Consider the following 26,941-nt stretch of genomic DNA (forward strand, 5'->3'; position numbering starts at 1 on the left):
AACTATATTTCAATAATTTCAAAGAACTTTTTCAGATTTTAATGGGACAGTAGTGAAAAGTATATCTGAAGAAGAGGCTTCTATACTATAGTTTCCATCTAAATCCGTAATGGTACCAGTGGTAGAACCTTTTACTATAACATTAGCTCCAATAATAGGTTCTCCATTCTGATCTGTTACTTGACCTGTTATTTTTTTGGACTGCTGATTAATTGGCTTATTCTCTGTACGGTTAAACAAATAAATTTTTCCTCCCTTCACCTCATAACCCAACAGCGTTCCTTCCGTTAATTTATCCAAGACCTGAGAAAGTTCCGCATTAGTAAAATTCAGACTTATCCTCCGATCTACATCTACAACTTGTTTACTATAAGCGACATTAAAACCCGTTTGATTTGTAATAGCCGCCAAGACTTTCTCTACTTTCGCATTCTCTAATGCAATTGACACCCGCTGAGCCGAGGCGGTAGCCGTGAAACACAGCAAGGATATGACTAAAAATAGAAAGGTTAATTTCATGGCATTCGGTATTTTCTCAATTAATATTAAAAGGCACCTACGCCGAGGGCTTTCTTGCTTTTCTTTCATATATTTGTAATGATTTATATTATTTGGTATTAGAAATTCATTTTTAATACGACCGGCAGCCGAAAAGGGTAGGAGCTTTTCGGCTGTTTCTATGTTTATATATTTATGAGGAATCCATACGCATATCTATTTTAAGGTTAACACTCGTTTTTCTGTTCTCCTATAAAATAGACACACGACTAAATGAAAAGGATGAGCCGTTGTCGGTATTTTTTTATTTTTTCATCCAGACCTCTATCTTGCCTTCTTTTTCTTCGAATAATACGGGTGTGATTTTTTCCAATTCCTTTAATACCGTGGTCAGGTTCACACTATCGGTCGTTATCGTATACGTATATCGTAAGGCGGCAGAATCCTTCACGTCAAAGGATATACCATAAGTCCGAGCCAATGTTTTCATCACTTCCGATAAAGGAGCACCCTTAAATATGAGCACATTACGTCTCCATGCCGAATACATCTTGACATCGTGGGAACGAAGTACCTCACAGCGTCCGGAGGCCTTATTATAAACCGCTTTTTCTCCTGGGTGTAATTGATAAGATTTGAAGGATCTTGATTTCAATTCGATAGATCCTGTCTCTAAAGCGACGAATATAGCTTCTTCTTCCGGATAGGCTTTCACATCGAAGGTAGTACCCAACACTTTTATATCCATATAAGAAAGATCCACGATAAAAGGCCAGTTCTTATTCTTAGCGACCTCGAACCAAGCCTCTCCTTCCAAATAAACCTTACGTTCGGAGAGACCGAATTTTTTCGGATAACGAATACGGCTTCCTGAGTTCAAATAGACCTTACTCCCATCCTGAAAAAGCACCTGCATACGTTCCCCATTAGGAACGTACACCTCGTCATACCTATCATCTGCCAATAAATCCACTTGTGAGTTTATACGTATGAAAAGTCCGATAATTAGAGCTACCGGTATAAAGACCGCAGCCGCATACGCTATAAAACGGCGTATCCTTTGTCGGCGGAGTTGCCGCATAATATTCTGATACATTATGGCTGAGGGTATCGAATGGTCGATCCATTCCTCTTCCTCCCCCACATAAATCGTCTTCTCATCCTGATCGATACGTTCAGCAAGCCACACCTGTCCTTCCGGGGTCTTAAACCAATGAACAACCTCACTAGACTCCTCGGGAGTAGCCTCATTATGTAGCGTTTTCTCTATGATCGATTGATCGGGTATTTTCATGTTCATTTACTTTTATCAATTGACACGCAAAGCCATCAATAGGATGAGTTCCACAAATATAAAAGAAATAAAAATAATCTCTCGAAATGTGCTCGTAGTATTTTTATCGCTTGCGCATAATGTGTTTTTACCGTGGGGACTGAGATATTCATCTTATCGGCGATTTCTTGATTGGATAGATTACCTTTCAGTTTATACAAACAGACTTGGCGTTTCTGCTCCGGTAAATGATCGATCGCTTGGTAAAAATGGGACATCATGTCTTGTTCCTCTATCTTTATAAGCAGTTCATCCTCATATTCCGGTACTGATTGTACGATTTCATAATTTTTCTCTACGGCACTATTATTATTCCGGATCTCATTTAATACGTGATTCTTTAGCATCGTATATAGGTAGTTTCTTAAATTCACGTTTACCATGAGCAGAGAACGTGCTTCCCACAATTTCAGAAAAACTTGCTGTACGGCATCTTCCGAAGAATATGTACTTTTCAAATATTTATAGGCCAGCACATACAATAATTTATGATACCGCTTATAAATAATAGTAAACGCATCCTCACTCCCCTGCCTCAATGAGGCGAGCAGATCTTCATCGCTCCGTATGGATTTCTGAAAAAAAGACATTCGAGAAGACTATATAATATACGATTCGCTATTTAGCAAACGTTCCGCTTCCTCTTTCATGGCAACCGGTACCTGTGTAACCGCACCTTCACTGATCGATCGGATAAATTCCGGATACTCTTTACGGTAAACATCCAACATACGATTTGAGAAAACAAACATCATCGTATATTGTATATTCGCCAACCGATCACACATTTTTATAAATGAAGCGAATTTGGTCTCCCGTATTCCTTGATAATACAGGTCATTCGCCCGTTCTCCCCGGTTTCGTCCTTTTTCATTCGTTAAGGCATATACGATTTCTGGGACTTGGCCTTCCAATTCCTGTCTCACGATTTCCGGCAAGACAAAATCGCCCCCCTTGAATTCTTTCAAGAATTTCACGACATCATTATAGGTCATCCGTGCATCTTCTATCGTATCATGCAGATAAGCAGAGGCATACAAAATCAGTATATCCACCTCATTCTCTGCAAGCAAATATCCGTAGCGGGAAACATACGAAGCTGTCATTTTCAGATGAAATCCATAAGGCAACACATGGTCATATTTCTGATTCACAGCATCATGTATATGAAAAGCAGCCTTTTCCATACTGCTGATCCAAGGATAATAACGTTTTACTGTGGTAATAAATGATTGTTTCTCCATCTCTCCGGTTATTATAATTAGTTTAATTACAAACAATCGGACAAATATATCACTTTAATTCAAGATCCTAATCTTCTACCTACATTTTTCATTTTTAGAAATTGGGAATTCTAATTCATAAACCTTATCTTAGCGTTCTCAGTTATATGGGAAACAACACGGTTACATTATATATTATGTTACAACGAAAAATAAGTTTTATCGTATTTCTATATCTTCTTGTATGCACCGTATATGCTCAGTACGTACCCGACGTATTGGGAGATGGTTATTTACGCCGTACCTTCCAGATGCCGGATGATTATGAGGGGAAGGTGGTTTGCACACTGGTCAAGAAGCCTCAACTGGATAGCGTAAAACAGGCCATACTGTATATCCATGGCTATAACGACTATTTTTTTCAGAAACAATTAGGGGATAGCGTAAACTCCCATGGGTATAATTTCTATGCGATGGACTTGCGGAAATACGGGCGTTCGATATTGCCCAATCAAAACCCGTTCTTTTGCAAGAGCCTAAAAGAGTATTTCGCTGATATAGATACCGCTTTAGCCACTATCCGGTCCGAAGGTAATGAACGGATATTATTAATGGCACATTCTACAGGCGGATTGATCACATCTTATTATTTGAATAGTAAAAAAGGGGACTTACCGGTAGACGGGCTTATCTTAAATAGTCCTTTTCTAGATTGGAATTTCGGATGGTTTATGGAGAAAGTCATACTGCCAACCGTCGCATTTGTCGGGAGGCTATTCCCGAATCTTACCGTACAAGGGCTGGGGAACCCGAATTACGCTTATAGCCTGCTTAAGCAGTATAAAGGAGAATGGGAGTTTAATACGAACTGGAAAATGATATTCGGGCATCCGAAAAAAGCCGGATGGATCAAAGCCATACAAGAAGCGCAACAAACGGTACAAAAAGGGTTAAAACTGAATTGTCCGATATTAGTGATATCTTCCTATAAATCTTTCCCGGAGACAGAGACATGGCATGAGGAATACATGACCTCCGACATCGTCTTGGATGTTCAAGACATTCAAAAATACGGGGAGAAACTAGGAGACAAAGTCACGAGAGATACCATTCCAAACGGCATCCACGATCTGATCCTATCTCAAAAGCCCTATCGGAACGATGCCTATCAAACTATATTCGAGTGGTTAAAGAAACAATAATGGTTGCACCAAACATATAAATCCTTACCTTTGCGCCCAGACAAAACATTTATATATACATGAAATCAGTGCGATCAATTTTTATAGGTCTGACTTGTCTGGGGATGGCAACGGCTAGTTTCGCTCAAGAAGAAGAGACAACTCCGGAAACGACTACCTACAAGGCCGAGATATTCGGATCGGTAGCCAGTGGCGACAATACCCCTTTCTGGATGGTTAGCAATCGATACGGAATTGTTCCTTTGGAAGCGAATAACGGATATTTGAATGCGGGAGTATTCCATAATCAAACTTTTGGCAAAGGTTTTCACTGGAGAGCCGGATTAGACGTAGTGGCCGCAGTTCCTCGTCATCGCAATTTCTTTATCCAACAAATATATGCCGAGTTAGGTTACAAATGCTTGCTATTGAGTGTAGGAAGCAAGGAACGCTATAATTCTCTTTGGGATCGTTGGCTTAGCTCGGGCGATATCGTGCAATCCGCCAATGCCCGCCCGATTCCGGAAGTGAACATCAGTATTCCTGAATTTACCGTCGTTCCTTTAACGAAAGGCTGGATGCAAGTCAAAGGAGACTTTGCCGTCGGTCGTTCTTTCGACAAGGATTATCTGGCTAACTTCACAAACAATAAGCAGACTTATGTAGATAACGTTTTATGGCATCATAAATCATTATTCGTACAGATTAAGGATACACGCAATGACTTCCCGTTATCCGGTGTAATCGGAGTACAGCATTGGGCACAATGGGGAGGAACCTCAACCAATCCTAAGATCGGAAAGCAACCTCAATCCATCAAGGACCTTATCCGGGTTATTTGCGGCAGCGAAGGTGGTGGCGACGCAACAGTCTCCGATCAAATCAACGTACTGGGTAATCATTATGGCTCTTACGATTTCAAATTGGCTTTTACACAACCTAACTGGCAAGTATCCGCCTATTACCAACATTTCTTCGAGGATAAATCCGGTATGATATTCGTAAACAATACCGACGGATTATGGGGAGGACAACTGGATTTACCGAAGTTCCCATGGTTGCGTAAGGTCGTCGTAGAGTATTTGGTTACGAGAGACCAAAGCGGACAGTTCCACTTCATCGATTTTGATCACGATTTGCATCCCGGCGTAGGTGGCGGTGATGATAATTATTATAACAACGGAGAATACACTACCGGAGCCTCTTATTTTAACCGGGCGATAGGTTCTCCTCTGATCCCAAGTCCGGAGTATAACGAAGACGGTTCATTAGGATTCAAGAACAACCGTGTTCGTGACTGGCATTTCGGTGCGGAAGGCACTATCTCCTCCCAAGTATCCTACCGGATATTAGTGACCGTGATGAATAGCTGGGGCAGACATGCCCGCCCTTTCCTAAACAAGAAAAGAGGAGCTTCCGGACTTTTAGATATCTCTTATCAACATCCCCGTTTATCGGGATGGGAATTTACCGGATCTTTGGCTGCTGATGCCGGTTCCATGTTCGGCGATAATTTCGGATTCAGCCTGAAAGTAGCGAAACGTGGTATCTTGAAAAGCTGGAAATAATAACCTAAATTATTTATATTCTTCCCACAAGGCAGATGCTATGATTTCTTGAGTCTGATTAGCAAACGCTTGCATTCCTTTGTGGGAAGTGTCTATATTCTCAGTAGAAACCGCTGGATGGATCACCATTTCCATCCGATGACGATGGACATTCAACGACCCGATCGGCAAGACATCAAATGGCCCGTTTAAAGTGATCGGAATAATAGGCAAATGCTGATCTAGCGCCATTTGATAAGCCCCTTTCTTGAAACGAATCATTTTCCCGTCATACGTACGAGAACCTTCCGGGAAAACAATCACAGAAGCCCCATTTCGAAGACAACGCTCTGCCTCCAACACACTACGAGCGGCAGCTTTCGGCGTAGAATTATCGACAAAGATAAAACCAGCGGCATGGCAAGCAGCCCCGACAAACGGAATCTTAGCGATACCCGCTTTCATCACCCACTTAATGGGAACACCTAAGAAACCATATATCAAGAAAATATCAAACGCACCTTGATGATTGGCGACGAAAACATACGATTGTTTCCGATTAATATGCTCACGCCCTTTTACCGTCACCGGACAAAGTGCCAAATAACAAGTCAACCGAGACCAGATCATACCCGGATAATAAGCGAAGATTTTCTCTCCACCCAATAGACAACCGATGATAACCGTCACAGCCGTAAGTATAGTCAGTACCAGAAATACAGGTACAAAAAACAGCCACAAATAAACTATGTAAAGTATTCTTCCCATACGCAACTCTATTATAACACAAATATAGAAGCTAATTTCAATCGTTTCATTATTTTTCTCCGAAAATATTTTCACGATCGGGTTATTATTGCTTTATTTGCGGTAGAAAAGAAAATAATTATAAAATATCTATAACCATGAATGAGTTAATAAAAAATCTAGGAGTGCTCGTACTCATTATCGGTGTGGCAATTTTAGCTGTACCGTTTTTAACAGGAGGGATGACCAATGGTATTCTTCTGACAGGTCTAGGCTTGATTATCTTAGGCTACTTGGGCCATATCGCAATTAACAAACGAGTAGAATAACACACGTTACTTAGATTCAAAAGGAAATGAAAAAGGATGTGCCTCATTGTCATGGCACATCCTTTTTTTGAATCATCACACAAATTGAGGGATATACCCGAATCATTATGGAGTCCCCCATCCCTTATTAGGCTCATCCCCCAACCACAATTCTAAGACACCACCTTGCTCGAATACGCCGTGTGGCAATTGATAGTTAGAATACACCTCACCATTCAAAGTGGATTTTTGAATGTAACAATTCTCTGGAGTATTATCATGTACCTTGATCTTGAATTCATGGCCTTTATAATAACGAGAATCCAGCCGAATCGTAATCTCATCAAAGACCGGGCTTGTTATATCATACATAGGATTAAAAGCAGAACCTCCATCCAAACTAAATAATCCTATAGCCATCAATGCGCTAACACCGGCCATCTGCCCCTGATCCTCATCATTCTCTCCATAACCTCGCTCTGGCGTAATATCTCCATAGGTTCGTTTAGCGACCTGCCTTACCCAATATTGAGTTAACCAAGGCTTTCCCGCATGTGAAAAGACGTGAGCATTCGAGCAACCGGGCTGATTGGCATAGCTCACATAACTAGACAAAAACTTTGCGTTTACAGACATCTCAAACGCATAATTCAACTTGGTTACCAAACTATCATTTCCTCCCATTAAACGTGCGAGCCGCTCTATGTCATGAGATAGCCCAAACGTGGCTTGCCAAGCGTTTGCCTGTACAAATCCCCGTTCAGACAAAGGATTCAGATGTGTCCATCCACCATCTTCCTTCTTGGGCATCATCAACTTCAACTCTGGATGAAAAGACGCCGACCAGCCTAACGATCGTCTCTTATAATAATCGGAATCGCCCCGTTTACCCATGGCCCACGCCATTTGACTTAAGGCCCAATCCTCGAACGCCCATTGAATGGTCAAGCCTGCATCTTCCGGACAATATCCATGCTTGATATAGAACGCAAGTTCCTTATCCATATCAAAAGCCAACATTCCACCTTTCCCATGATTCCTTTTCATGGCTGCGTATCCCTCGCTGGGAGACCATTTATGGAATATCCCTCGTTGATAAGCCGAAGTAATTAAGGAAGTAGCCGGACAACCGGTCATAATATAGGTATAAGAACCAGCCGCTGGTCCACGAGGCAACAAACCTCCATTCTTATCATATTCGATCAGAGAGGCCGAGAACTCATCTAACACCGAAGGATAGGCCAATCCCCATAAGGTATTCAAGTTCCACTGTGTCAACCATAACGCATCCGAATTATACATATGGAATCGAGACATACCCTTTTCGTCTTTAGGCAAAGTACGCACCTGATATTTAGGAGCGATCGTATGTATTCTCGTTTGTTTTCCGATACGTTTTCCCCCAGACAAATAATCCGGGTAATCTCCATTACTATCATCTATCTTATGCCGTCCTAACAAGACATGCCATAAATCCGTATAAAACTTGATTTTTTGTTGAGAAGAACCTCCTTGCACATCGATCTTTCCCAGCCACTCGTTCCAAATATCTCGAGATTCAAGCCGAACCTGATCAAAGTTCCAATGCGTACATTCCCGTTCTATATTCTCGCGAGCGTTCTTCTCGCTGACATAAGAGATAGCGGTCTTCAACAACAACTCATCACCCGCCTTAAAAGAACTGAAACAAACCTCCACACCAGAAGACGGAGACTGTTTAAAGGAAGAACCGGGCACGGTAATCAGTTCGGAAGAACCCGCAAAATGTCCGACTCCCATTTCCTTCTTATCGCCTACCCAACCATTTAATATCTCCATTGGCTTATTGAATTGAATGACAAAATACACTTTCGCAACATCCACACCGCCCCATACACGACCGGCTGTATCAAAATATCCGGAGATCTCCGTATCACTCACTTTAGTCACATGAGCATTCAACAAAGTAGAAGTAGCGATATGACCTCCCAAGTTCACCAAGACCTTCGCCAAACCATCTTCCGCATACGTAAGACGATAAAGCCCCACTCGGTCCGTAACGGTCTGTTCCACCCATATCTTGTAGGAATCCAAAAATAAACGATGATAGCCGGGTTGAACGATCTCACCCTCATGGGAGAAAGAAGAACGCCAAGCCTTATCCCCTCCACAGACATCTACCTCGTCTTTTACTGGCATCAGAGACAAGCCAGAAATCATCCAATTATGAATTTGCGGAAAACCTAATACCGTTGTAGAGTTATAATTATAACCTCCTCCTCCCTGATTGATATTACGGGTTAACGGAGCGGAACTGATCATTCCAAAAGGCAAGCTTCCTGTAACAAAGAAAAAATACCGCCCCTTAGCCGTCTCGATATACGGATTAACCCATGAGACATAATCTGTATAAGATTCCGGTGCGGGATAAACCTCTATCTCAGACAAACCTAAATCTCGTCCTTCCCCATCTGTCGCCTGAAAACGAAGCCATTCTATTTTTTTAGTCTCAAACGTCACCACTTTCGGTGCTCCATCATTAGGAATCTGGTTGACCGTGATTGAGCTTCCATCGCTAAAGAACAACGTACCGGCCGCCGTATGGCTGTCCTTATCTACCCGATCATATAATATGACTTGATTCGTATAAATAGGCTCTTCCCAATCCAATTGAATCCAAGGATAGGGATACACCCGCCCCCGGAAGTCCAACTTTGTTTTAGCGACCCACTCTCCTTTTCCTGCAATACGAATCACCTGATCCACTACATTCTCACAACCTTGTTCCTGCGTTAACGCAGAAGAGCAAGAGACTTTCGCCAAAGAAGCGATATTATGGGGAGTCGCAGATAGCTCACAGCAAATAACCCAACTCAACAGATATAAAAGAAATCTCAATTGTTTCATCTCCATACAAAAATAATAAAAAAGGCAGCCCAAGTAGGGCGCTGCCTTTTCTTTCAACCATTCATAAAACTTTAATAACCCGGATTCTGTTTCATTACTTCAGCGCCACAAATATCTATAACAGATTGAGGTATCGGAAAATACTCATGCTTTCCTTTTACAAAGCGGGCATTCTGCAAGTGGGAACGGAATGTTTTTTCTTTCTCAAAATACACATTGAGAACCTCATCCGCAATACCCCAACGCACTAAATCAAAGAAGCGGATACCCTCATGAGCCATCTCTAAACGTCTTTCCATACGCAATGCTTGCACAGCCTCATTTTTCGACTTAAATGGCTCGGTATAAATCTCCACCTTATAATTAGCGGCATCTTGCGACTGATCATCCCACAGCTTGACATGCTGTGTATTCTTTGCACGCTCTCTAATTTTATTAATATACTTACGTCCAGTCTCCAAATCACCGGTCTCGATAGCGGCCTCAGCTCTCCACAACAGCAAATCCGCATAACGAATCACGTAAAAATTCAACGCATTCACATATGGCCATATCGGAGAGTAATGGGTAGAGTTCAACGATACCAAACGTTTCTTCGGGCTATACGGGCCATATACGCTAGCCTCTCTTGGAGTCCAATCATACACCTGTACATCCATAAACGGAATATTTGGCCGAGCCAAGGTATGATCCAAACGAACATCCACATAGTCGCTTTCCGCCACATCCTTACCATCATTATAAGGCAAGCCGTTTTCATTCGTCTTATAAGCATTTACCAAATTCTGGGTCGGCCGCAAGAATCCATAAGTTGGATAAGGACCTCCCGGCGGTAACAAACGATCGCCATAACTTCCGTTTTGATTACTGGACGCTCCATCGTTAATAGATAACTGAACCGCAAAAATAATTTCTGAGTTGTTATCATTCTCCGGCAAGAACACTTCCCTGAAATCAGGATACAGCGTATATTTCCCGGACTGGATCACCTCATCACAAGCACTTAGGCACTCTTTCCATTTCGACTGATATAAATACACCTTAGCCATATAAGCTTTTGCCGCCATTTTGGTAGGACGTCCATAATCTGATTGGCTTTCCGGCAAGACTTGATAAGCGGCAGAGAATTCCCCAAAAATCTTTTCCCATAGCTGGTCGGACGTAAACTCCATATTCGATTTCGTATGATACTCATTCGGATCAACCACCGTCTCATCAATCCAAGGGATCAAATTATAGATGACTTTCAAGTTGAAATAATAGTGTCCTCTCAAGAAACGCATTTCCGCCAAACGTTGCTCTTTGTTCTTTACCGTACTATTGCTCAACAAACGAATCGCTTGATTACAACGCTTTACACCCTCATAAAGAGCAGCCCAACGAGCCTCAAAATCGATACCCGTCGGATTGGCATTAAAGATTTCCATCAAGTGAATCTGGTTTTGGTCACCGGTACCTCCACCCCCTTTATAGGCATCGTCAGATACGACATCCCCAAACTGCCAATTCGAACAACCGGAGTTGATCGCATCCGAAGCATAATATCCATCCAATACCGCATAAGCACCTATCACGATTCCCTCTATGTTTTCCTCACTTTCTACCTGCTCGGGCATAAATTCTCCTACAGGCTCCTCAGAAAGAAAAGAATCGGCACAAGAGCACATCACTAAAGCCGCAACAACTAAACTAACTATCTTTTTCATCGTACATCAGATTTTCAATTAAAAATTAACATTAACTCCTAAGGTGAATGTCCTTGGCAACGGATATACGCCACGATCAACACCCATATCCAAATTTCGGTTCTCGGAAGAATAGCTCTGCAAACCCACCTCCGGATCAATACCATTATAGCCCGTTATCGTAAACAGGTTCTGTCCTTGTAAATAAATATAGGTACGTTTCAATTTCAATTTAGATGCGATCCGATCCGGCAAGGTATAACCAATCTTCAAATTCTTCAAACGAACGAAGGAAGCGTTATGAATATAATAAGTAGAAGGCCGGATATTATTATTCGGGTCATCCAATGTTACACGTGGTATATCCGTATTCGTATGATCCGGTCTCCAAGCATCCAGAATCGTAGAGTTTTTATTATACTGAGCTTGATTATAGAACTCACCCAAATAATTTGTCAAATTATAAACCTCGTTACCAAATACCCCTTGGAAGAACGCACTTATATCAAAGTTCTTATAATTGAACCCAAGCGTTAGACCCATACTGCAATCAGGCAGCGGGCTACCTACAAAATCACGATCCTCGCTATTGATTACTCCATCACCGTTCAAGTCCTTAAAGCGAATATCGCCAGGTTTAGCGTTCGGTTGCAACAGCTCGCCCTTATCATTCTTATAGTTTTGGATCTCTGCGTCGTTTTGAAACAAGCCATCTGCCTCATACACGAAGAAAGAGCCGATCGGTTGTCCTACCGCCGAACGAGAGGTCTCTTGGTCAAAGTTTCGTCCATGAAGTTCGCTGCTGGAAAGACCAATATAATCCACGCCATTCAGCTCTGTCATCTTATTCTTGATGATAGAGAAATTATATGCTACAGAGAAGCCAAAATCTTGATTGATCTGTTTCTGATAATTCACCTCCATCTCAAAACCCTTGTTATTCATCTTTCCGACGTTATCCCAAACCGTCATGTTCGTTCCTCCGATCGAAGCAGGTAAGGCTCTACGCCACAACAAATCCTTGGTGTCCTTATTAAAGAAGTCCAATGTCAAATTCAAGTCACCGCTTAAGAAACCTAAGTCCAAGCCAACATTGGTTTGAGTGGTCGTCTCCCACTTCAAATTAGCGTTACCATTACGAGTCTGCACAAATCCTAAATCCACAGAGCTTTGACTTCCATCAATCGGATAATTCGAGGTAGATGAACTACTCTTATAGGAATCGATCGTTGCGTAAGAAGGAACATCAGAGTTACCATTTTGTCCCCAACCGACACGAAGCTTCAAGTTATTGATAGCCTCCACATCAAAGAATGGCTCATTACTGATACGCCATCCCACCGAAGCGGCCGGGAAGTTACCCCACTTATTATTCCCCAAACGGGAAGATCCATCCCGACGCAAAGTGAAAGCGACCAAATAACGATCGTGATAATTGTAATCGATCTTGCCGAAATAAGAGACCATGCTATACTCCGTGGCAAACCCTGAGTTCTTTTGGGTTCCTACATCGCCCGCATCCAAGAAATGGAAGTTAGGATCATCCGAAGGGAAACCATCTCTCGAAGCCGTAAAATATTCATACCGGTTTCTCAACGACTCCATACCCAACAATGCATTGATCGTATGATCGCCAAATGTCTTGGTATAGTTCAAGGTATTCGTGAACACCCAGTTGAAGTTCCATGCATTCCGGTTAGACAAACCACTTAATTTCTCGGAAGCGTTGATCTCATCATATTTAGGGCTAAAAGAACGTCTGTATAGATTATTATAGTCTGCACCAAAAGAAGTCTTGAACATAAATCCGTCAAACAAGTGCAGCTCTGCGTACAAATTACCCACCAAGCGGCTCTTCTTATCCTTGTTATCCTTATTTCTATGCAACTTTCCCATCGGGTTAGGAATATCCGAAAAGACATTTCCCGCATATTCATCCTCCAAGTTCTTCACCGGTGTGATCGACTGGAACTTATAGGCCTCATACAAAGTTCCTCCCAACGCCGCATTATTGGAGACACTAGTACCCCAAGAATGAGAAAGAGAAATATTCTCCCCGATACGAAGATGGTCATCGAACAATTTATACTCGGAATTAAAGCGACCGCTCACACGCTTGAAATCGCTTAACTTCACCAATCCCTGCTGATCATAATACCCCAAAGAAAACAATTGATTGGATTTCTTATCGGCTTTCGTGAAGGAAAGGTTATAGGATTGAACGATAGCGGCACGCAAAATCTCATCTACCCAATCCACGTCATCAGAAGGAATCTTATGATCTTTATCCAGATATTCGGGCACAACCGCTTGATCACCGTTTCCATAAACATCGTGTGAAGGTGTCTTTCCGTCGTTTTTCATCGCTTGCCACAACATATCGCCAAATTGCTGCGCATTCAACATCTTCAATTGTTTAGCCGCTTTTTGTACACCAAAGTACGCATCTAAATTCACATTGAATTGTCCTTCTTTTCCCTTTTTCGTATTAATGATAACAACACCATTGGCGGCACGCGCTCCATAAATAGAAGCAGAGGAAGCATCTTTCAATACTTGCATGGACTCTATATCATTCGGATTCAAGAAATTGATTCCCCCATCCACGGGAATACCATCAATGATATAAAGAGGGTCATTGTTACGAATCGTACTATAACCACGGATACGGACAGCGACACCACCACCCGGCATATTATCCGGCATCACGTTCACGCCAGATAATTTACCTTGCATCATTTGGTCTACGCTGGATACCGGTGTATCTTTCAAGTCATCGATCTTCAAGACCGAAACCGCACCCGTCAAGTCCTTTTTACGAGAAACGCCATAACCTACCACTACAACCTCGTCCAAGTTTTGCGAATCCTCTTTCAAAGATATCGTCAGATCCGTCTTCGAGCCCGGAGTCAGCTCCATAGACAAATAACCGATATAAGAAACGACCAGTACCGCATTATCAGGTACTTCCAACGTGAAACGACCATCAATATCCGTGATTGTACCAATAGAGGTTCCTTTCACCAAGACATTCGCACCAATGATCGGTTCTTGACTCGAATCCAATACGACACCCTGTACCTTACGGCCTTGTTGCTGTACGACAGGAGCGGACTCCACCTTTCGCAACAAAATGATTTGCCTATCCACAATCTTGTATTCGACCCCCATATTGTCGAAAACCTGTGACAAGACCACACTTATATCCTTATTGCTAGCATTCAAACTGATAAGACGGTTCGTGTCTAGGACATGATTGGAATACAAGAAAGAATAACCAGTCTCCTGTTCGATCCGATCAATCGCTTGTTCTACCGTTGCGTTCTTCAGCGACAAGGAAAGTGTCATTCCTTGCGAAGAAGATGTTCCCGCATATAGCTGGAAAGCTGTCAAAAATGTAAATGCCGTACTAAGTTTCAGTATACGGCCCGAATTAGGTAAACACCGCGCAAGATTTCTCTTACGTAAATGAAATGTGCTCATGAGCATACAGATTTAATGATTACACAATATATTAGTATAGATTTCCTATTATCTTTGATAAACATCGATCCTCTGGCGAACAAACGAGGAATCCAGACGTTGCGAGGGTTCTCGTGATGTCCATTCGAGAGGAGCAGTCTGTTTCAAATAATCCAAGATCTGTTCCAAAGTCTCCGTAGTGAAGGTCGCCCGATATTTATACTCCGCATTCCCGCTCTTATGCAATACGATCTCCACGTTATATCGTTTCTCCAATCGTTTCAACACCTTATCCAAAGAAGTATTCCGGAAAACTATCCGTCCTCCTTTCCAATCCATTTTCTCCTCCAGGTTGGCCGCAGAAACACTGAAAGTACCGCTCTCCTTATCCAATACCGCCTGTTTGTTCGGCTCCAATCGGATACGTTCATCATTCCGGATCACGTCAATCTTTCCTTTTTCCAACACGGCCTCTATAAAAGGTTCGTCAGCATAGGCATTGACATTAAATTTTGTTCCATAGGCCACCACCCGTAAACCTTCGGAAGTTGATACACAAAAGGGATGTTCCGGATCGGCCTCCACCTCGAAATATCCTTCGCCGGAAAGTAACACCTTGCGCTCTTTCTCCTCGAACACCGACGGATAGGTCAATTTACTACCCGAGTTCAACCATACGACAGACTGGTCTGGCAACACAAACCGAGTAATCGTTCCGGGCAGGGAGTTAACCTCTGCATAAACGACAGGCTGAGACTTCTCGTCATATCTTGTGGCATAATACAAATAGGAGAAAAGTAACGAAGAAAATAACAACGGAAGCACCAATATAACTGCCGCACGAGTAAAAAGCAGCGACAAAGTTCGTCTGACAGCTTGCCGCCCTACCCGACGTTCCATTCGTAGCCATGCCTTTTGCACGTCAATCGACCGATACTCTAATATGTCCTCAGACAAGGCTTTAATTTCCTCGACCTGACGTGACACACTTTTATGTTCTACCTTTCTTTCCATATATTTTCTTCCTTTACTTATAGAGACACACTCTAAAGAAAAACACGACAGCGAAAATGAGTTTTTTTAATTTTGTTCTCTTCAAAAATATATACCTTTGCCCCATCATGGAAAGAAATCATACCAAGGCTATTAATGTCGATTTACTTTTAGAACAAATTACGACTGAAGATAATAGGCTCGCCTTCCACCGCTTATTCGAGTTATATTATCCGGCACTTTGTATGTACGCCAAACGCTTTATCACAGATAAGGAAACAAGAGAAGATATCGTGCAGGACGTGTTTTTCGCAATTTGGGAAAATCGCAGCCGTATCTCAGTAAAGACCTCCGCACGTAGCTATCTCGTCACTTGCGCCAGAAATCACTGCTTAAATTATCTGCAACGCAACCATGAAAGATATTACGAATCGCTCATCCAAGAACAAATCCCGATCTATGCGGAAAGTAGTGAGGAACTCTACACATGGGAAGAACTGCAAACGTTATTAAGACAAGCCCTTGACAAGCTACCGGAGAACTATCGGCTCGCATTCGAGAAGAATCGTTTCGAGAATAAGAGCTATGGAGAAATCGCAGAGGAAATGCAAATATCCATACGAACCGTGGAAAGATACAAGAACAAGGCAACAGAACTTCTAAAGACAGAGCTAAAAGATTACCTACCTCTATTTATCGGCTGGCTTTTTTAACAGGAAGGGGTTCCCCCCTCCCCTTCATAGTCGTTTATCGTTGGTCCAACCAAATCTTTACCCCCTCAAGTAAAAGCTGGTTCTCATCAGCCTTCTGGGTAGAGAGCCGTAGATAAGTCTCATCCAAGCCCCGGAAATTCGATGCGTCACGGATCAAGATTCCGTAATTATCTAAAAGGAATTGCTTTAAATCAGCGGCCTTACCCTTCTTCAAACGGACAAGGAAAAAAGTCGTAGAGGTCGGGATTACCTCCAAGCCATCCAATTTGCTTAATTGATAAATAAAATCCGCAGTCTCGCGCTGCCATTTACGGATCGGCAACGTAAATTGCGCCGGATGGATCAAGATATATTTACTTGCCTCAATAGCAATAGCATTTACCGACCAAGGTATGATATATTTGTTCACCTTCTCCGTGATCTCCGGAGAAGCGACCAGATAGCCGATACGCAAACCAGGGATATTATAAGCCTTAGAGATAGATTGTACAAGGATTAAGTTCTTATACGTTTTCACGTCACTCGGCTTTAACATGTCTTCCGTCGTGAAAGCCACGTATGCCTGATCAATAACGAAGGTAGTCTGCGGATTCGCCGAGATCAAACGGAGAAGCTCCGTGCGGTGGATCAACTTTCCATCCGGGTTATTCGGGTTACAAATCCAACAGAAATCCTGTCCCTCCAAGGATAACTCCGATAAATCGTCGGATATCGGGAAAAAAGAGATCTCATGCCCATGCAAACGGCAAGCATCCTCATATTCAGAGAAAGAAGGAATAGCGATCATGGATTTCGCATCCCGCCAAGCTTGTGCTAACAAATAAAAAGCCGTGATCGAGCCATTCGTCACTATGATATTCTCCTCCTTGATCTCATACCGGCGGGCCAGTAATCTTTTCAAAGTTGCGGCATCCGGCTCCGGATAACGAGTCAACTTATCAAAATGCTCAATCAAATGCTCCTTCAGCTTATCTAAATTAGCTCCGTGCCACACATTCGAGCTAAAGTTTATCTTTACCTCGTTCTTTGCGTTATAAAAATCATCACCGTGTCCGTATAACATATACCTGCTTTTTAATTAATACCTTATCTGTTAAACCTGTCACAAAATTACGAATCTTTTTGGCTTTTCCTATCAATCGCCTTATAGATCGCATCCTGTATGCGAGTACGTATATCAAGCGATCCCAGTTTATTATTTGCCCGGCTAGGATTCACCCGGTTACTCAAAAATATATAAATAAGCTGGTTATCCGGATCTACCCAAAAACAAGTACCCGTAAATCCTGTATGTCCATAGACCGAAGCGGGAGCCAAAGCCCCACAAGGCGAAGCTTTCGGATTACCGATCACCGGCTTATCAAACCCTAGCCCTCTACGGCTAGTCGGGCTCTTGCTTTGCGTAAACAAACGGCTGGTTTCCAAAGAAAGATAGCGCTCGCCGCCATAAATCCCTTGGTTTAGCATCAATTGGAGCACTTTCGCTAAATCATTCGCATTCGAAAATAATCCGGCGTTTCCAGAAACACCCCCTTGAAAAGCGGCCGCCTCATCATGCACATATCCGCGAAGCAATTGACGGCGAACAAATCCATCTTGTTCCGTAGGTACAATCTGCAAGGTATCCATTCGCTTCAACGGATTATAAGTGGTATGCCAAGCCCCTAACCCACTATAGAAATCTTCCCGAAGAAGCTGGTCCATCGGAGATTTCATCAGATTTTCCACCATCATCTTCAGCATAATGAAATTCACGCAGCTATATACATATTTTCCTCTCATACCCAAACGGGATTTCTTGATATCTTGCAAGATCGTATCCTTGAAGGAATCGCTCACATAGAAATTACGGGCCACCTCGGTCGTAAACCCAGGTTTGCGTGTATCTGATACTATATCCGGAAGATATTTAAAATCATTCCGGACATACGTTTTGGCGTCAAAACGAACCGGGTGCGTGGCGTTCTTCGTCGAACTATATAAACTGCCTTTATAACTATCCTTATCAATGGCATCCAGATAGAAATTAATAGTTGGAGTCACTCCCGATTGATGGTATAGTAACTCTTTTATCGACAAATCCTTTTTATTAGACTCTTTCAACTCCGGTATAAAATCGGAGATCTTATTGTTCAAGGTGAATTTCTTCTCATCATACGCTTTCATGACCGCCAATAAAGTCCCCGCCGCCTTCGATGCCGAAGCCAAGTCATAAACTGACGCCTCCGTGACCGGCTGCCTACTTTCGTAATCAAAATAACCAAACGATTTATTATAGATAATCATGCCGTCCTTCGCAACCAACACTTGGCAGCCGGGATAAGCCTTCTCATCCAACCCCTCTTTAACGATTGACTCAATTACATCCAAACGGACCGGATTCGCGCTCACCTCTTCCGGCTGGTGATACCCCAAACGAGTCTTCTCCGTAAAAATACCGGTACCCGCATAATACAATTCCGGAATCGAAACCGGGAGTTTCCCTTTCGCCGCAATGCCTCCGAATATCACTTGAGCCGCATATTCCTGCGCTAAGGGAGTGCCCTCGTAAGCCAACACGACCGCTTTCGCCTTCTCGATCGATTTCTTATATTCCTTACAAGCATATGGTAAGGTAAAGAAAGCATAGACCAACTCTTTCTTAGCGGCTAACTGCCTCAACGCTAAACTCTCGGGAATACGAATCGTATGCACGCCACAAATGATCACGTCGTATTTTTGTAATTTACTATAAACCTGCTGGACTTGGACAGCCGTAGAACGCCGTCCGATACTAAAGCAAGCGATCGAATCATATTCGCCCAGCATTTTCTGGAACTCATTACCAGCCCCGTCTCCAATCGAGAGCGCCGCAATCTTTTTCTTGTTCAACTGTTTAAGAGGTAAGATCGTATCCTCATTCTTCAAAACGGTAATAGCCTCCGAATTCAATTTCGCCGCCATCCATGCCGCATGCGGAGAATTCAAACGTTTCGATAATCCTTTTGTTTCGACAGGTTTATAGGCATTCAATCCAGCGATATATTTATACCTTAATATTTTCAAGCACTTGGCCTCGATAGCTTCCAGCTCCAATACACCATCTTCGATAGCCTCTTTCACTGCGGTAAAATCATTGATTGGAGCGGCCGGAGCGAGCAAAATATCATTCCCTGCAAGCAAAGCCTTTACCGAAGGATTATCCGTTTTATTTGTGGAAGCCCCTTTCATCGCTAAAGCATCTGTAAAGCACAAGCCCTGAAAACCAAGCTCTTTCTGTAATAGATCCGTCACTACCGCCTTGGAGAAAGAAGCCGGCTTATGGCTTTTGTCCAATGCAGGAACGTAAAGATGTCCCGTCATTATCCCGGCGAACCCATCGTATATATAACGTTTAAAAGGAAGAAGCTCCACGCTATCCAAACGAGCCCGGTTATGGCGCACGACGGGTAATGTCTCGTGCGAGTCCTCGGAAGTATCGCCATGTCCGGGAAAATGTTTGGAGACAGACAAGATACCCGTACTTTCCAATCCTCTCGCATAAGCGAGACCTTTCTCCGCCACAGCATCCGGATTCTCGCCAAATGAGCGCAGGCCGATTACAGGATTATCCACGTTGCTATTCACGTCCACATCGGGGGCGAAATTTATATGAATTCCCATTTCCCTGCACTGGCGTCCCACCTCTCTTCCATATTCCTCGATCAAGGCATTGTCCTCGATAGCGCCTAGCATCATGTTCTTCGGGAAACGGGTAGTTCCGCTTAATCGCATAGAAAGTCCCCACTCCCCATCCAAAGAGACCAACATCGGGATCCGGGAAGCCTTTTGCAAACGATTGGTCACCTCCGCCTGCGTCACCGGATCCCCTTTATGGAACAAGATGCCCCCGATCTTGATCTCGTTCACGTAACGCATGAGCCGTTGCATATTCCGATCATCGGATTTAGGGTTCGCTATAACCATAAACAACTGCCCGATCCGCTCATCATAACTCATAGCGTCAAACACGGAATCAACCCAATGATTCATCTTTTCCTGATCCACCGAACGATAAAGATTCGGAACGGTTTGAGCTCCACCCGATAAAAGGGAAATACAACACAAAAGCAAGATACCAATCTGTCTCATCACAACATTATCATTATTACTCTCCAAAAATAAGAAAATATCGCAATAGTAACGTAAAATTGGATGCACGAATATAAAAAACCTCCGGCAAAAAACATCTACCTATTGCGTATCAAATATTTATTTCGTTACTTTGCACCCGCTTTACGTAATCTCTGTCGGGAAACGTAGCCCGTTAAATTGCGTTTCATTATAAATTACAATTAAAAAGCTATAAACAATGGATTTAATTAAGATTGCAGAAGAAGCGTTTGCTACAAAGAAGGAGCATCCTTCATTCAAGAGTGGTGATACGATAACGATAGCTTACCGTATCAAAGAGGGTAACAAAGAGCGTATCCAGCAGTATCGCGGTGTTGTTATCCGTATCTCCGGTCATGGCGACAAGAAACGTTTCACGGTGCGTAAGATGTCTGAGAACGTAGGTGTTGAGAGAATTTTCCCGATCGAATCTCCGTTTATCGAAAGCATCACGGTTAACAAAATCGGTAAAGTACGTCGTGCTAAATTGTACTACTTGCGTGCCCTTACTGGTAAGAAAGCAAGAATCAAAGAAAAGAGAGTGTAATCTCTCCGATTCTATTGCCATACAAAAAGCCATCCAACGTTCCGCTGGATGGCTTTTTGTTTATCGTTTTTTACAATGCCCATCGTAAGCATCTAACAATGCCCATTCAAAAGAGCTTACGATGGGCATTATAAGAACCTTAGAACGGGCATTGAAAGAATCATATATCCAAGCTACTCCACAGACTACCGTCCGATGGATAGTTTACGGATGATACGAATGCCATCCGTCGCTTCGATAACGAGAAGTAAGGGGCTACGTATGGATAAGCGATAGATATCACCTTGTTCCATTTGGCCGTTAATGCCTAATAAGTCCCCCTCGAATGAGTAAACCATCAATCTGCGGATCGCTTGGCGAGCCGTCACGCAAAGTTGGTTCCCGGAGAAAGTGATCGTGACTGGTTCCTCCCTAGCGATCGTCTCATTGGCTACCGCACCTTTGGTATACACCGCACGAATAGCGGGCAAGGCCGCACGTAGGATATTGACATCGAAATCATAATGCAAGGCTTTCGACAATAACTGATCCAGCAAGTACCATCCCATAAAGGTATGGTCTACGATCGGCTCAGCCTTCAAGTTAATGACATCGCCTCGATAGCGGGTCACTTCCACCCAACCGTTCTCGCCGCCCTCTACTTCCAAGTCAACGGGTAATTCCCGGAATTTAGCCTCTAACTTACCCATATCTTTACCGATCAGGATCTCATGGCTCATCTCCGCCTCCGGGATAAACACGCCATCCAAATACCAACCTTCGAAAGCATAACCCGGTTCCGGCATCGCGATGATCTTGACCGTTTGGCCGGGAATGGGTTCGCCTATCACTTTCACCTCACCGCCTTTCTCCGTAGATGAAGGATCATCCGGATTCGGCCCGGGTACGATATCCACCTTATCCACCGGTACCTCTCTCTTCTTGAAGCGAGCCTCGATCGTAGTGGTTCGCTTACTAATAGTCAACGTATAAGAGATGTCGGTAGACAGGCATACACCCGCCTCATCGTACCAGCCGATAAAGTCGTAGTCTTTCGTAGGCGAGGCGATCAAGGTCACCTCATCCCCTAACCCATAGATACCGTTCCCGCTTTGCGAGACGTAGCCGGCCTCCGGATCGGAAGTGTTTACGTAAAGGCAATACCCGATCTCCGGCTCGATAGGACTTTGCGGCTTCCAGTCGTACACGGCCCGCAGGTACACATGCTTGCCCGGCATGGTGAAGCGATAGGTTGCCTCTTCCGATACTTTCTTCCCATCGCTCTCCCAATGGTCGAACACATAATCGGGGTAAGCATGGGCGATAAGTGTCACCTCTTTGCCATTTTCATAAATACCTTGGCCGCTCTGTTCTACCCATCCGGCCATGGAGGGAGTGACGGTCGTAATCAGATTATAATAACCATCTCCAGGCTCCGATGGATTCTCCTTCGGGTTGAAACGCAATTTAGCAATCAAGCGAGCGTTTTTCTCCGTAAGGGTGAAGGTATATTCCGATAGACCGGACAATTCCTCTCCATCAGCGGACTGCCAAGCCACAAACTCATAATCCGTATGCGGATAGACCCGTACCGTCACTTCCGTACCCGTATCATAAATACCGGACGGATTCGTTTGCTCCAAATAAGCGGATCCGTGGGGATCCGCGGAGAGCAAGAGCGTTAGTTTACCCGGCTCCGGCGGAGGAGTCGGATTGAACTCATCCTGCGCATAGACTTGCCCGATGGATCCTCCGAGGAAGATCCAAAGAGACAAGATCATCGTAATAGATCGCAACAATCGTTTTCTCATAGCGATTACCATTTAATGGAACGAGTCTGACGCTCGCCCGCTTTTGTCGTCCATGTCATATAATAAATACCAGACTGAGGTAGGGCGATACGTACCTCGTCATCCGTCGCCTTACCGGCGAAGTGGATACGACCCGCCGCATCGCATACGCTCAAGGTTTCCACATCACGCAAGCCGGATATGATCAACAAGCCTTCTCGCACGTTCCAGCGAACCGACGCGTCGATTGCCTCAACAGAAGTCACCACATCGCTCCTCAACTCAAAGCGGTCAGAGAGGGTTCCGGCCTCGGCCTCGAAAGTATAAGCCTCTTGGTTCAGGTCGCATACGGCACCCGTCCGCTTATCTACCAACTGAATACCCTCGCCAATCTTCTCTTTCAATGAGATCGTATAGCTTCCCTTGGCAGGCAGGACACATCCAAGGCGTACCACGCCATCCGCTACCGGACGTTCGTTGATAGCCAATCGATTCCCCTCTTTATCCAAGCTATAGAAAGAGGCGGCATCCGCATTCGGACTACTGAACTTGGCGGCGTCAAGGCCGATCTCATACTCCATTGAAGCCTCCTCGTTGAATACCACACGGGTACGGTCGCTTGCCTTCTCGCCTGCCAGCAGCAGGTTGACAACTCGACGGTTATCCGCGCTACGCAACGCTGAAGCCGCTTGCGTTTCCCCCGGCAGGGCAGCCACACGACCCTCCGGATTGAATACTAAGTTGGAAGTCTTCGTTTGTACGAAGAAGGCCGTAAGCGGTGCCAGATAGACATCCTTATCCTCCTGCGTATAATACTCGTAATTATTCAAATCGGGAGACCAAACCGTCACCGTAGCGTCCAATCCATCAGCGAACAATCGCTCCACGCTATAATAGGCGGGATACGGATTCCCCACGAAGTTCCAATTGGCATTCATGGCATTATCCGAGGCGTAAGTATTCAACGGAATCGTCACGCTCGCCCGATTGAAGAGAGCTTTCATATCGCCGGTCTTGGTAGTAAAGGCATCGGCCATTCCATCGCCGCTATTGAACTGGATGATATATCCCGTATTCGCCTTTAAGATCTCCTCGTCCGAAAGTTGTCGCCATGACTCGCCTACTCCTTTATCGGCACGAGATTTGCCGTCGTATTCCCGTACCACAAAGCGAGCGTCGCTGCTCGTCAGCTTGATCTCGGACATCTTCAAGTCGTAGGGGAAGGATACGAAATGCCAATAGTTACTCCATGCGTCCCAATTGAAAGAGATCGCCTCGGTCTCTATCTCTGAATCCACCAATAAGGAAGCCCCTTGATAGTAAGCGAAACTCTTCGGTTTCCAGACCTCGTTGCCCTCGACGGTAAGGCTACCGCTACGCAAAAGGACGGCGGGGCCGTCTATCTTGTTCTGATCGCTCATGACATAATCCCCACCATTGAACGTCATGATCTCACTATAGAAACGGGCTTCCAGCGAGCGATCAGTATCTTTCATCTCAAACGTCAATTCGGGTTCTGTCGAGATCTTCTTATTGTTTTCGTACCATCCATCGAAAGAGCTGGCCTCATAAACATCACCACTATAGGCAATCGCCTTTAGCGTCACGATCTCGCCTGTCTCGTAAGCACCGGCACCTTCTACCCAGCCATTGCCTTTGGAAGAAGCCGTAACCAAAAATCCAAACTCCTCGATATTCTTGAAAGCAGACCAGTTTTCGTCTTTTTGATAACTCTCCTTCATTCCTTTCGGGACGTAGACCTTACAAGTAGTTTTATCTGTAGATTCAAAAACATTCCCATTCAAATAAACCTTATCGGGTGATTTTAGTTTGATTGAAGAGAGCACAGCCGAAGAAAAAGCTCTACTACCTATGTTGTTCAAAGTAGCCGGGAACGACAAATCTCCGGTTATAAGACAACCATTGAAAGCTCTTTCACCAATAGAAGTCAACGAAGTTTTCGAGAAGTCAACAGAAGTAATACCCGCATTCTCAAATGCATAATGAGCGATTGATCTCAAATGAGACAATGAAGAGAAATCAATGCTTTTCAAACTTGAACATCCGGAGAACGCTTGGTAATCAATCGTCTCAATCGTTTCCGGAAGAATCACTTCTTCCAAATTTCCATGTCCGGAGAACGTATAATCAGGCAAACGATTTCCGTCCGACATCACTTGAGACAAATCAATCTTTCTCAATACCGACATTTTCCGTATCACATTAAAATCCTCCGTATTCATCGGGCCGGAGATCTTCAATTCAGGTACACCGTAAACCGGTATATTCAATGCCTCTAATTTAGTTTTCAGCGTACCCGCCTCCTCTAAGGTTACGGCTACCAAATCCGCATCAATCTCCACGATCTTACTCTCGCTCCAAACATCAGCCTTCCGATAGGCTTCCACAGAGCCTTTCGGGACATGAACAAAGGCATCTTCCAAACCGATTGATTGAGAAAGGCCGATCGGAGTAGCGGACTGCATGATTACTTTCGCCCCATTCCGGGAAAAACTACCATTATAGTCATTATTAGAGAAAGCCTTTCCCTTAATCGTCTGCACAGATTCGGGAATCGTCAATTCCATCAGCGATTCATTGGAAGGGAACGAAGATTCGCCCAAAGTCTTTACAGTGGCCGGAATCTCATAAGAGGAATTATTCTTCCCTGCCGGATAAAGCAACAAACTTGCCTTGTCTACCACGAACAATACACCATCGATAGAAGTATAAAAGCCGTTATCGATTACGACTTCTTCCAAAGCTGGGCAATTATAAAAAGCACCGATATTCAATGTACTCAAAGAGGAACAATTGGTAAAATCTACCTTCTTCAAGTTTTCACAACTGCTAAACACCCCGTAAGAGATAACCGTTAGATCCATGCTCTTACTGAAATTAAAAGAGGTTATATTCTCATTGTCAGAGAAAGCATTTGCCCCGATCTGATTGATTCCAGAAGCAAAAACGATATCACCAGCCAAGGCACAACCACTAAAAGCACTTTCGCCTATTTCTTTTAAGGCTGTCAATTGGGAGAAATCAAAATCGGATAATTGATTACAAGACTGAAAAGCTCTATTTTCAATCGTCTCCAATCCAGTACAACCTTCCACATTGACAGCAGTCAAATTCCTACAGAAAGAAAAAGCATAACCACAAATTTCTTTCAAAGCCGAACATCCGGATAAGTCCACAGTCTTTAAAGAGGTACAATTGTCGAATACACCATCATAACCCAACTGACCTATACTCGTCAACTTTTCACATCCTGACATATTCACAGATTGCAAATTACTACAACTACCAAATGTGTTCCATAAGATCTCCTCCAAAGCCGCACAAGCCGACAAGTCCAGCTCCTTCAATCCGGAACATTCCTCAAAAGCATAATTCCGTATTTGTTTCAATTGCGCAGCCTGCGAGAAATCCACTTCCGTCAGGTTGCTACAGCCATTAAACGCATAATCATCGATCCTCTGGAGCACTGACGGAAATACCACTTTTTGAAGAGTTAATTTATTTTGGAATGCCTCTCTCGGAATACTTTGAAGTTCTTCACGTACACTCTCATTCCAATAGGCAGTTTTCGGCAGTTCCGTCACCCCACTCATATCCAACACTTGAAGCATCGCCATCTGCTCCTTCATCGTCTTAAAGTCCTCCGCTCCCAGTGGGCCATTTACTTTCAAGGTCCTAACCTTCCCCACATCCGCTCCTAGCTTGGATGCCAGCGTATTGGCCGAGGTCAGTTTTACCTCCTCCACCGATTGCGCATACACACTACTACTTATCCCAAGTCCTACGAGAAAAGTAAAAAAGAAGAAAAGTTTTTTCATGCTTGTCACTATTTGAATTAATAATTGAACATCCTTACAATCATCAACCCCACCCGATCACCCGCACAAAGAAAAAGCG

General features: G+C 43.7%; 18 protein-coding genes. 5 read left to right on the plus strand and 13 right to left on the minus strand.

What is annotated here, in order from left to right; all coding sequences use genetic code 11:
• Positions 1–18: 18 nt before the first annotated feature.
• The 4 genes from E5342_RS06760 to E5342_RS06775 all read right to left on the minus strand — a co-directional run bounded on the left by E5342_RS06760 (position 19) and on the right by E5342_RS06775 (position 3,075).
• On the minus strand, positions 19–588 hold the full coding sequence (locus tag E5342_RS06760) for an STN domain-containing protein (protein WP_246867071.1): 570 nt from the start codon (positions 586–588) through the stop codon (positions 19–21).
• Between the two features lie 214 nt (positions 589–802).
• Positions 803–1,792 (minus strand): FecR family protein, encoded by a 990-nt coding sequence (locus tag E5342_RS06765; protein ID WP_121735850.1) that lies wholly within the window; start codon positions 1,790–1,792, stop codon positions 803–805.
• Between the two features lie 35 nt (positions 1,793–1,827).
• Positions 1,828–2,421, minus strand: coding sequence for an RNA polymerase sigma factor (locus tag E5342_RS06770; protein ID WP_121735844.1), 594 nt, complete (start codon positions 2,419–2,421; stop codon positions 1,828–1,830).
• A gap of 9 nt (positions 2,422–2,430) precedes the next feature.
• Positions 2,431–3,075: an HD domain-containing protein gene (locus E5342_RS06775; protein WP_121735843.1), complete on the minus strand. Its 645-nt coding sequence runs from the start codon at positions 3,073–3,075 to the stop codon at positions 2,431–2,433.
• 176 nt (positions 3,076–3,251) lie between these two features.
• Here E5342_RS06775 and E5342_RS06780 point away from each other — a divergent pair, with 176 nt between their 5' ends.
• Both E5342_RS06780 and E5342_RS06785 read left to right on the plus strand, forming a co-directional pair.
• Positions 3,252–4,256, plus strand: a complete 1,005-nt coding sequence (locus tag E5342_RS06780; RefSeq protein ID WP_135959097.1) for an alpha/beta hydrolase — start codon at positions 3,252–3,254, stop codon at positions 4,254–4,256.
• 59 nt (positions 4,257–4,315) lie between these two features.
• Positions 4,316–5,803, plus strand: a complete 1,488-nt coding sequence (locus tag E5342_RS06785) for a capsule assembly Wzi family protein (RefSeq protein WP_121735841.1) — start codon at positions 4,316–4,318, stop codon at positions 5,801–5,803.
• A gap of 9 nt (positions 5,804–5,812) precedes the next feature.
• Here the strand turns inward: E5342_RS06785 and E5342_RS06790 are convergent, their stop codons facing one another.
• A complete protein-coding gene (locus E5342_RS06790) occupies positions 5,813–6,550 on the minus strand; it encodes a lysophospholipid acyltransferase family protein (protein WP_135959098.1) in 738 nt (245 codons plus the stop codon).
• Positions 6,551–6,687: 137 nt separating this feature from the next.
• On the opposite strand from E5342_RS06790, the gene E5342_RS19315 reads away from it, so the two are divergent.
• Complete coding sequence (locus E5342_RS19315) at positions 6,688–6,858, plus strand: hypothetical protein (protein WP_168354462.1); 171 nt, start codon at positions 6,688–6,690, stop codon at positions 6,856–6,858.
• 105 nt (positions 6,859–6,963) lie between these two features.
• Here E5342_RS19315 and E5342_RS06795 read toward each other — a convergent pair whose 3' ends face one another.
• From E5342_RS06795 to E5342_RS06810, 4 genes are all read right to left on the minus strand, one after another.
• A complete protein-coding gene (locus tag E5342_RS06795; RefSeq protein ID WP_135959099.1) occupies positions 6,964–9,723 on the minus strand; it encodes a GH92 family glycosyl hydrolase in 2,760 nt (919 codons plus the stop codon).
• Positions 9,724–9,794: 71 nt separating this feature from the next.
• On the minus strand, positions 9,795–11,429 hold the full coding sequence (locus E5342_RS06800; RefSeq protein ID WP_121735840.1) for a RagB/SusD family nutrient uptake outer membrane protein: 1,635 nt from the start codon (positions 11,427–11,429) through the stop codon (positions 9,795–9,797).
• Between the two features lie 18 nt (positions 11,430–11,447).
• Positions 11,448–14,897, minus strand: coding sequence for a TonB-dependent receptor (locus E5342_RS06805; protein WP_135959100.1), 3,450 nt, complete (start codon positions 14,895–14,897; stop codon positions 11,448–11,450).
• 42 nt (positions 14,898–14,939) lie between these two features.
• Positions 14,940–15,884, minus strand: a complete 945-nt coding sequence (locus tag E5342_RS06810) for a FecR family protein (protein ID WP_121735838.1) — start codon at positions 15,882–15,884, stop codon at positions 14,940–14,942.
• 107 nt (positions 15,885–15,991) lie between these two features.
• Here E5342_RS06810 and E5342_RS06815 point away from each other — a divergent pair, with 107 nt between their 5' ends.
• The gene (locus tag E5342_RS06815) at positions 15,992–16,576 is read left to right on the plus strand and encodes an RNA polymerase sigma-70 factor (RefSeq protein ID WP_008773734.1); all 585 of its coding nucleotides are present in this window, start codon (positions 15,992–15,994) and stop codon (positions 16,574–16,576) included.
• A 34-nt stretch (positions 16,577–16,610) separates the two neighbouring features.
• Here E5342_RS06815 and E5342_RS06820 read toward each other — a convergent pair whose 3' ends face one another.
• A complete protein-coding gene (locus E5342_RS06820; RefSeq protein WP_121735837.1) occupies positions 16,611–17,639 on the minus strand; it encodes a pyridoxal phosphate-dependent aminotransferase in 1,029 nt (342 codons plus the stop codon).
• Positions 17,640–17,686: 47 nt separating this feature from the next.
• Positions 17,687–20,686, minus strand: coding sequence for a glycoside hydrolase family 3 N-terminal domain-containing protein (locus E5342_RS06825; protein WP_121735836.1), 3,000 nt, complete (start codon positions 20,684–20,686; stop codon positions 17,687–17,689).
• 220 nt (positions 20,687–20,906) lie between these two features.
• On the opposite strand from E5342_RS06825, the gene rplS reads away from it, so the two are divergent.
• Complete coding sequence (gene rplS / locus E5342_RS06830) at positions 20,907–21,254, plus strand: 50S ribosomal protein L19 (protein WP_121735835.1); 348 nt, start codon at positions 20,907–20,909, stop codon at positions 21,252–21,254.
• Between the two features lie 185 nt (positions 21,255–21,439).
• On the opposite strand, the gene E5342_RS06835 is transcribed toward rplS, so the two are convergent.
• Positions 21,440–23,044, minus strand: coding sequence for an InlB B-repeat-containing protein (locus E5342_RS06835; RefSeq protein WP_246867072.1), 1,605 nt, complete (start codon positions 23,042–23,044; stop codon positions 21,440–21,442).
• Between the two features lie 5 nt (positions 23,045–23,049).
• A complete protein-coding gene (locus E5342_RS06840) occupies positions 23,050–26,862 on the minus strand; it encodes a leucine-rich repeat protein (RefSeq protein ID WP_135959102.1) in 3,813 nt (1,270 codons plus the stop codon).
• Positions 26,863–26,941 lie beyond the last annotated feature (79 nt).

The sequence above is a fragment of the Parabacteroides distasonis genome, from assembly GCF_004793765.1.
Lineage (GTDB): Bacteria > Bacteroidota > Bacteroidia > Bacteroidales > Tannerellaceae > Parabacteroides > Parabacteroides distasonis_A.

Bases quoted from the DNA above. Each gene is read 5' to 3' on its own strand.
- E5342_RS06760 (WP_246867071.1), bottom strand. From the start codon at position 588: ATGAAAGAAAAGCAAGAAAGCCCTCGGCGTAGGTGCCTTTTAATATTA.
- E5342_RS06765 (WP_121735850.1), bottom strand. From the start codon at position 1,792: ATGAAAATACCCGATCAATCGATCATAGAGAAAACGCTACATAATGAG.
- E5342_RS06770 (WP_121735844.1), bottom strand. From the start codon at position 2,421: ATGTCTTTTTTTCAGAAATCCATACGGAGCGATGAAGATCTGCTCGCC.
- E5342_RS06775 (WP_121735843.1), bottom strand. From the start codon at position 3,075: ATGGAGAAACAATCATTTATTACCACAGTAAAACGTTATTATCCTTGG.
- E5342_RS06780 (WP_135959097.1), top strand. From the start codon at position 3,252: ATGTTACAACGAAAAATAAGTTTTATCGTATTTCTATATCTTCTTGTA.
- E5342_RS06785 (WP_121735841.1), top strand. From the start codon at position 4,316: ATGAAATCAGTGCGATCAATTTTTATAGGTCTGACTTGTCTGGGGATG.
- E5342_RS06790 (WP_135959098.1), bottom strand. From the start codon at position 6,550: ATGGGAAGAATACTTTACATAGTTTATTTGTGGCTGTTTTTTGTACCT.
- E5342_RS19315 (WP_168354462.1), top strand. From the start codon at position 6,688: ATGAATGAGTTAATAAAAAATCTAGGAGTGCTCGTACTCATTATCGGT.
- E5342_RS06795 (WP_135959099.1), bottom strand. From the start codon at position 9,723: ATGAAACAATTGAGATTTCTTTTATATCTGTTGAGTTGGGTTATTTGC.
- E5342_RS06800 (WP_121735840.1), bottom strand. From the start codon at position 11,429: ATGAAAAAGATAGTTAGTTTAGTTGTTGCGGCTTTAGTGATGTGCTCT.
- E5342_RS06805 (WP_135959100.1), bottom strand. From the start codon at position 14,897: ATGCTCATGAGCACATTTCATTTACGTAAGAGAAATCTTGCGCGGTGT.
- E5342_RS06810 (WP_121735838.1), bottom strand. From the start codon at position 15,884: ATGGAAAGAAAGGTAGAACATAAAAGTGTGTCACGTCAGGTCGAGGAA.
- E5342_RS06815 (WP_008773734.1), top strand. From the start codon at position 15,992: ATGGAAAGAAATCATACCAAGGCTATTAATGTCGATTTACTTTTAGAA.
- E5342_RS06820 (WP_121735837.1), bottom strand. From the start codon at position 17,639: ATGTTATACGGACACGGTGATGATTTTTATAACGCAAAGAACGAGGTA.
- E5342_RS06825 (WP_121735836.1), bottom strand. From the start codon at position 20,686: ATGAGACAGATTGGTATCTTGCTTTTGTGTTGTATTTCCCTTTTATCG.
- rplS (WP_121735835.1), top strand. From the start codon at position 20,907: ATGGATTTAATTAAGATTGCAGAAGAAGCGTTTGCTACAAAGAAGGAG.
- E5342_RS06835 (WP_246867072.1), bottom strand. From the start codon at position 23,044: ATGAGAAAACGATTGTTGCGATCTATTACGATGATCTTGTCTCTTTGG.
- E5342_RS06840 (WP_135959102.1), bottom strand. From the start codon at position 26,862: ATGAAAAAACTTTTCTTCTTTTTTACTTTTCTCGTAGGACTTGGGATA.